General features: G+C 53.2%; 6 protein-coding genes. 4 read left to right on the top strand and 2 right to left on the bottom strand.

The window, feature by feature from the left end:
- Positions 1 to 74: 74 nt before the first annotated feature.
- Both FH603_RS27495 and FH603_RS27490 read right to left on the bottom strand, forming a co-directional pair.
- Entirely contained in the window at positions 75 to 770 is a 696-nt protein-coding gene (locus FH603_RS27495) for a polysaccharide pyruvyl transferase family protein (protein ID WP_186742435.1), read from the bottom strand.
- Positions 760 to 1176 (bottom strand): twin-arginine translocation signal domain-containing protein, encoded by a 417-nt coding sequence (locus FH603_RS27490; protein ID WP_186742434.1) that lies wholly within the window; start codon positions 1174 to 1176, stop codon positions 760 to 762. Before FH603_RS27490 ends, FH603_RS27495 begins: the two co-directional genes overlap by 11 nt.
- A 467-nt stretch (positions 1177 to 1643) precedes the next feature.
- On the opposite strand from FH603_RS27490, the gene FH603_RS28830 reads away from it, so the two are divergent.
- The 4 genes from FH603_RS28830 (at position 1644) to FH603_RS27475 (ending at position 6158) form a co-directional block, all read left to right on the top strand.
- A complete protein-coding gene (locus FH603_RS28830; protein ID WP_235985649.1) occupies positions 1644 to 2180 on the top strand; it encodes a polysaccharide deacetylase family protein in 537 nt (178 codons plus the stop codon).
- The gene (locus FH603_RS27485; RefSeq protein ID WP_235985650.1) at positions 2177 to 4264 is read left to right on the top strand and encodes a glycosyl hydrolase-related protein; all 2088 of its coding nucleotides are present in this window, start codon (positions 2177 to 2179) and stop codon (positions 4262 to 4264) included. The genes FH603_RS28830 and FH603_RS27485 overlap by 4 nt, the downstream gene beginning before the upstream one ends.
- Before the next feature lie 7 nt (positions 4265 to 4271).
- On the top strand, positions 4272 to 5192 hold the full coding sequence (locus FH603_RS27480) for an ROK family protein (RefSeq protein ID WP_186742433.1): 921 nt from the start codon (positions 4272 to 4274) through the stop codon (positions 5190 to 5192).
- Positions 5193 to 5267: 75 nt separating this feature from the next.
- On the top strand, positions 5268 to 6158 hold the full coding sequence (locus FH603_RS27475; protein ID WP_186742432.1) for a DMT family transporter: 891 nt from the start codon (positions 5268 to 5270) through the stop codon (positions 6156 to 6158).
- Positions 6159 to 6272: the final 114 nt, after the last annotated feature.

Raw genomic sequence — 6272 nt, 5'->3', positions numbered from 1 at the left:
CGATTTTTTGGTTGAATTGGACATAACCAAGGTGATTTGAGTGAAACAATTTACTGAATTGTCTCTTCCCATTTTCACCCCATTTGTCCACTTTTACTTGACGACGTACACATCGAATGCGCACGGGCATAGACCGACATGGCCTCATCCGCATTCCAGTACGTATCGCGCCAGACCACACTACGCTGCACATCGGCGGGTAGCAGATCGTATACACCCGTTTTTGCCTGCGCTACTTCCTTGCTCACTTCAGGAGCCAGCAGCACTTTCAGGCCCGTTTTACGTACCCAGGTTGTAATTAGTTCGCGCGTCTTGCCCAGTCGCTCTCGGTCCTGTTCCTGCTGGGCGGGCGTGGCCTGAGCCGGGTTCATCAAACTTCCCTTCCCGCTGTCGTAAACGTGCCTGGTATTGGTTCGGATAACCACGACCAGAAACTTCTTTTCCTCTAGACCAGCCTTTTTTAAATAAGCAACTCCACGTTCTTCATCGCGCACATCAATGCCGAAGCATCCGTCCGGCCCAAATTCCAAAACGCCCGGCTTGAACGTATTCGCCAGCAGAAATTTTCGGGACTCATCGTCGCGGCAGTAAATGAAAGCCGCCCGGCTGAGGAGGTTCTTGAAAACGGGCATGGCCGGGTGGGCAAACTTATCAAACGACTGCCCATACAACCCGAAGGGAATGCCCCGGTCGAGGCAGTAGTAATACGGCGTTAAGGTAGCCATTGTGGCGGGCCAGTCGTAGCCGAACAACCCGTAGTTATACACCATACCCGAATTGACGATGTAGAGCGTAGTCCGGTCGAAAGCTTCTTTTTAATTCGCCTTCGAAGGGCTTGTCGCCCTCATAGAAATCGCCCCGGACAATTGTAACGGCTGGAAACCGCTTTACAATAACACTCTCTGTTTCTGGTCGGGGCGACTGGTGCCAAAGGATTATTTCGGCTTCGGGGACGTATTGCTCCAGCAGGCGTAGCGTACCGGGCGTGTGTCCCTGATCGCCGATGTTAGCGTCGTTCCACGACGAGCGAAGCAGGATGACGGGCTTCGCTGCCGTCGGTATCCCGGCTGGCCCGCTGGCCGAAACCGCGGGAATGGGGAATGCGGTAGCGGCTACCGACGTAGCGGCTACCGACAGGGTAGATAGTTTGAGGAACGTGCGACGAGAGGAGGTCATTGATCAGATCAGGTAGTTTTGCGAATTGTTTCTGTTGACTTAGGCTGGCGTACTGGCTTTTACTGCTTCATTCATCGTTTGGCGCAGGCTACTTATGGCCATAATGTGATAAAGGCATCAGGCATGTATTTTCCCGGCATGACAGGAAATAAATTACCAACCCACAAAATTTCTTTTGAATGGGGCTGTATGTAGTGAGCGGCTGAACCGGTAATGCATATAAATGGCGTTTGAAAACGGGCAGTCCAGACTGGGTTGTGCAGCCTTGTGGCGACAGATGTAAACTGGCTATGAGTGAAACAATTGGGTTCAGGCAAGCCAACCCGATGCTGATTTGAAAGGATCAACGATAAAAATCGGGAAAAACAGAGCGTTGCTCCGTTTTACAAAGTATACTGGTCTCCATTGGTACTTGCCAGTATGCCAGGCTGTTCGCTGGATTATCATACCCCGCTAATTTTACTGTCTTGAAATTTCTCGCTCTTTTTTTATTGGTATCGACCTGCCAGGCCGCAACTGCCCAGCCCATCAAACGGTTGTACATCGCCAACGATGACCACACCGATTATATGTGGACGGCTAACGAAGCTAAATACGACTCGGCCTTCGTGCAAATGCTCGACTTTTATCTCCGGCAGATCGACTCGACAAAAAACAACCCGCCCGATTTTCAGGCCCGCTTCAACTGCGATGGCAGCTACTGGCTGCGGGCCTACCAGAAATACCGTTCGCCAGCCCAGTTCAATCGGCTCATTGCCGCCATTAAATCAGGGCATATCGGCAGCCCGCTCAATACGCTGGTGAGTACCTACGGCGCACAACCTACCGAGGCTGTATTACGCGGGATGTATTATGCCGGACAACTGGAACGGGCCTACAAACTCCGGTTTACCCTGGCCGAAGCGATGGAAATAACACCCTGCCACTCGGACTCACTTCGCTTTGGGCCGGTTCCGGAGCTAAATACAGTTGGAAAGGCATTGGGGGTTACGGGAGTCAGATGACCTACGAATACCGCGCTAACCGACGCAACCAGTTGTACCGCTACACGGGCCTCGACTCGTCCAGCGTCCTGATGAAGTGGTACGCCTACGATGGTCGTCCGAAAGCGCATAGTGCGTTGGGTGGCTACGCCGAATGTCGGCTGATCATTAAATCGGTCGATACGGCCAAAGAGATCGGGCAGATTGTGGATCAGCTTGACGCTTACTGCGATACCGTATCTGCCAATTTAACCTATCCGTATAACGTGGCGGGCGCGTTCGGGTATGGTCACGACGATCTGGAAACCTACGTATCCAATCCGTTTATCGAAGCGGCAAAAAACGGCACTACGGCCAGCCGGAAGGTACGGGTGTCCAACGAAGAAGATTTTTTCGATGATGTGGCCCGAAGCTATCCGAAGCTACCTTCCGAAGCAGTGAGTTACGGCAATGAGTGGGATTTGTACTGCGCGACGATGAACGAAACCACGGCGAAGGTGCGCCGGTCGACGGAGAAGCTTCGTGTTGCCGAAGCACTGGCGTCGCTGGTGTCGCTGAAAAAACCGGCCTTCGCTAATTACCTCATACCGGCGAAAGAGCTGGCCTGGGAATCGTTCGGGATGTATTGGGAACACAACTGGACAGCCGATGGGCCGGTAAAGCAGCCCGTGCGGGCTACCTGGCAGAACAAGCTTCAGCAGCAAATCAGCGGCTACGTCGATTCGTTATTTTTACTGTCGGCCAACACCCTCGGCAGTCAGATCCGGAAAGCGGCCAACCCCCGGTTTTTCGTTTTTAACCCGCTAAGCTGGTCCCGCAACGACATCGCCGATCTGGCTTATACCGGTACCTATCCCGTTCGAGTCATCGACGTGGCGACCCGTAAAGAAGTTGCCAGTCAGGTTATTCTAAAGGGCGGAAACCGATTTCTGCGGATCTACGCCGAAAATGTTTCTTCGGTTGGCTACCGCGTTTTCGAACTCAGAGCCGGAACCCCGACAGCCAGACCAGCAGCGGCTACCGTTTCGGGCGAATACATCAGCAATGGCCGGTACTGCCTGCGGCTCAGTCGGTCGGGAGCGATTACAGAGCTTTTTGATACAAAAGCAAACGGACGGCAGTTGGTGAAGCCCATCGACGGAAAGTATGTCAACGATCTGGGCGTGTCGAACGTCAACGAAGGCAGCCCGGTCGTCGTTGAAAATGTGGGGCCGGTTTCGGTGACGCTGAAGGCGGTGTCGCCCGTTCCGGTACCGCATACCGTTCGGGTGACGTTGTTTGCCAATAGCCAGCGCATTGAGATCGAAGACAGTATCCAGGCTAATTTTAGTGATGCCGAAGGTGGCCCGGTAAAAACCTGGGCGTTTTCGTTCAACCTCACCAAACCAACCACCCGACACGAAGAGTTGGGTGCTATTCTGACGGCCAAAAAAGAAACGCGGGGCGGCCATTATGCCGCGCAGAAATCCCGGCTCGACTGGCAGACGTTCAACCACTTCGCCGATATGAGCGAGGCCAACTACGGTATCACCCTGTCGAACGTCGATTGCAGCTTTTTTAAACTCGGCCGGAGCACGGTCGATTCACTCTGGGAGCAATCGTCGCAGTTGAGTGCGCTGGCGGGCGGGCAGGTCGATGCCAAACGCGAAGACAAAGGCCTATTGGGTATCTTTGGGCAAAATGGCCAGAAGGGCTTCTTGTATCAATTTGCCCTGATGCCCCATGCCGCTGATTTCGAACCGGTAACCGCCATGAAACGCTCGCTCGAACACCAGAATCCACTGGTAACCGGGCTGATAACCGGCTCGGCGGATACCTACCCGGCCTCAACGTTTTCACTGCTGAATACCGGCGACCCCGGGGTGCTTTTATGGGCCCTGAAACCGGCTGAAGATGGCGACCGTCAGGGTCTGATTGCCCGGCTGTGGAACATACCCGGCAAACCGGTATCGCCCGTAGTACAGATGGCCATGCCGATCCGGCAAGCCTGGCAAACGACGCATATCGAGACAAACGAGAAACAACTGAAGCCAACCGGTAATCAACTCCGGGTCCGGTTTTCGCCGACGCAACTCAATACCTACCGGCTTCAGCTTACAAATTGATCTACCGTTGAAAACACGCGCAATTGGTATCGAAATTGGCGGTACCCGAACCAAAATCGGGCTGGTGAACCTGGAAACCGGACAGGTGGAGTCAATGATCGTCACCCCCACAGAAACAAAAGACAGCAGTCGGTTTCTGCACCTGATTGGTGAAGCCATTCATCAACTAAAGGATCGGGCTGCTGCTGAAGAGGTCGTTATAACCGGTATCGGCATTGGCGTTCCCAGCTTCGTTTTTGCCAATGGCATGGTGGATTCGACCTACGGGTTTCTAGAATTCATGGAAGACTACCCACTGGCCGACCATATTCAGCAGCAACACGGCCTGCCCTGTCTGCTCGACAACGATGCCCGACTGGTGGCACTCGGCGAAGCGGTTTACGGGCAGGGGAGAGGGTATGGCCGCGTGCTGGTACTCACGCTGGGCACGGGTCTGGGGATGGGATTCACCATCGACGGGAAGCTGGACGGGCCATTGCCGTTTGCCCACATGGGCGGCCACCTAACCATCGCAACCAGCGACACGGTTTGCTATTGCGGCAAAACCGGCTGCCTCGAATCGCTGGTTTCTTCCTCGGGCATTATCCGAATCGCGAACCGAATTGGCTGGCCGCAACTTTATCCAGACCTTCCGTTAACCGCCGAAACGATATTTAACCAGAAAAATAACGAAAATGCCGATGCGGAAGCGGTTGTGGATGAGTACCTTGGCTATCTTAAAACCGGTATCGACAACTATGTCAACTTATACGCCCCAGATATTATCGTGCTGGGCGGAGGTATCGCAAAAGGGTTGACAAACGACATTGACACGTTGCATAACCCAAACTTACTCAACCCATTTAAAGCCTATAAAACTACCCTTGTTATTTCCGAACTGGAAGAACAGGCGGGTATTCTGGGCAGTGCGGCTTTGTTTAGGGAGTAGGGGTATGGTGGCGATAGCCCAACACCATGCATACTCAACCACTTCACCATACGCCACCCACTCCACTATTAACCAATGAAAACAAAACTTGAGAGATGGATTTTTTATTCGATAGCGGCCGCCTTTTTCTGGGGAACCTGGGGCGTAGTGGCCAAACTTATTTCGGATCAGGTCAGCCCGTTTAAGAATCACCTGCTGTTTAGTGTGGGTATGTTGCTCACCCTGCCGCTTGTTGTCAAAAAAGTCAGGAACGAAAAGCCGAACCGGAAAGGGATTATCTGGGGACTGGTGGCCGGGGTGTTAGCGGTAACGGGGAATGTGGCCGTTTATCAGGCGTTTACGTCGGGAGGGCTGGCGGCAATCGTTATTCCTGTCACAAACCTTTATCCGCTGGTAACCATCGCTATCGCCCTGCTGGTTTTCAAGGAAAAGCTGAACTGGATCAATGGAATCGGTATTCTGGTGGCCATTCTGGCGGTGATTATGCTGTCGGGCGAATCGTTGCTGTTCGATAACCCGGCGGCATTCGTTAAAGGTCTTGGACTAAATTCCTGGCTGCTGTACTCGTTCGTGGCGCTGTTTTTCTGGGGCGTGTTCAGTGCCGCCCAAAAAGAAACGACTAATTCCATTTCGGCCGAGTGGTCGTATGTAAGCTTCATCGTTTCGTCGGTGGTTATTGCGCTGGTGTTTGTTGCGGCTGGCCTGGTCGATCTCAACCTGTCGGCTAAAACCTTGGGGCTTGGTTCACTGGCCGGTATGTTGAATGGGCTGGGTGTGCTGGCCAGTTTTGCTGCCTACAATGCCGAAGGGAAAGCCTCTAAAGTAACCACCATCGCCGGTGCCCTGCAACCCGTTTTCACGATTGTGCTGGCTATCATTTTCCTGAATGAAAGTTTGTCACTGATCGAATCATTAGGTATCGGATTAGCCATAATCGGGGCGCTGACCCTGTCGTACGAATCGTAGGGACCGGTCCGCCCTTTAGGTTTGTGGGCTGGTAATATTCCGGGATTTTGTCTTTTGCCAGTAGTCAACCAGAGAGGGCTACCCTACCGGTCCGCCGAGGAAGAAGACCTATGC

It is taken from the genome of Spirosoma utsteinense (assembly GCF_014282275.1).
GTDB classification, from domain to species: Bacteria; Bacteroidota; Bacteroidia; order Cytophagales; family Spirosomataceae; genus Spirosoma; species Spirosoma utsteinense.
This window is presented reverse-complemented; position numbering and strand designations above follow the sequence as displayed.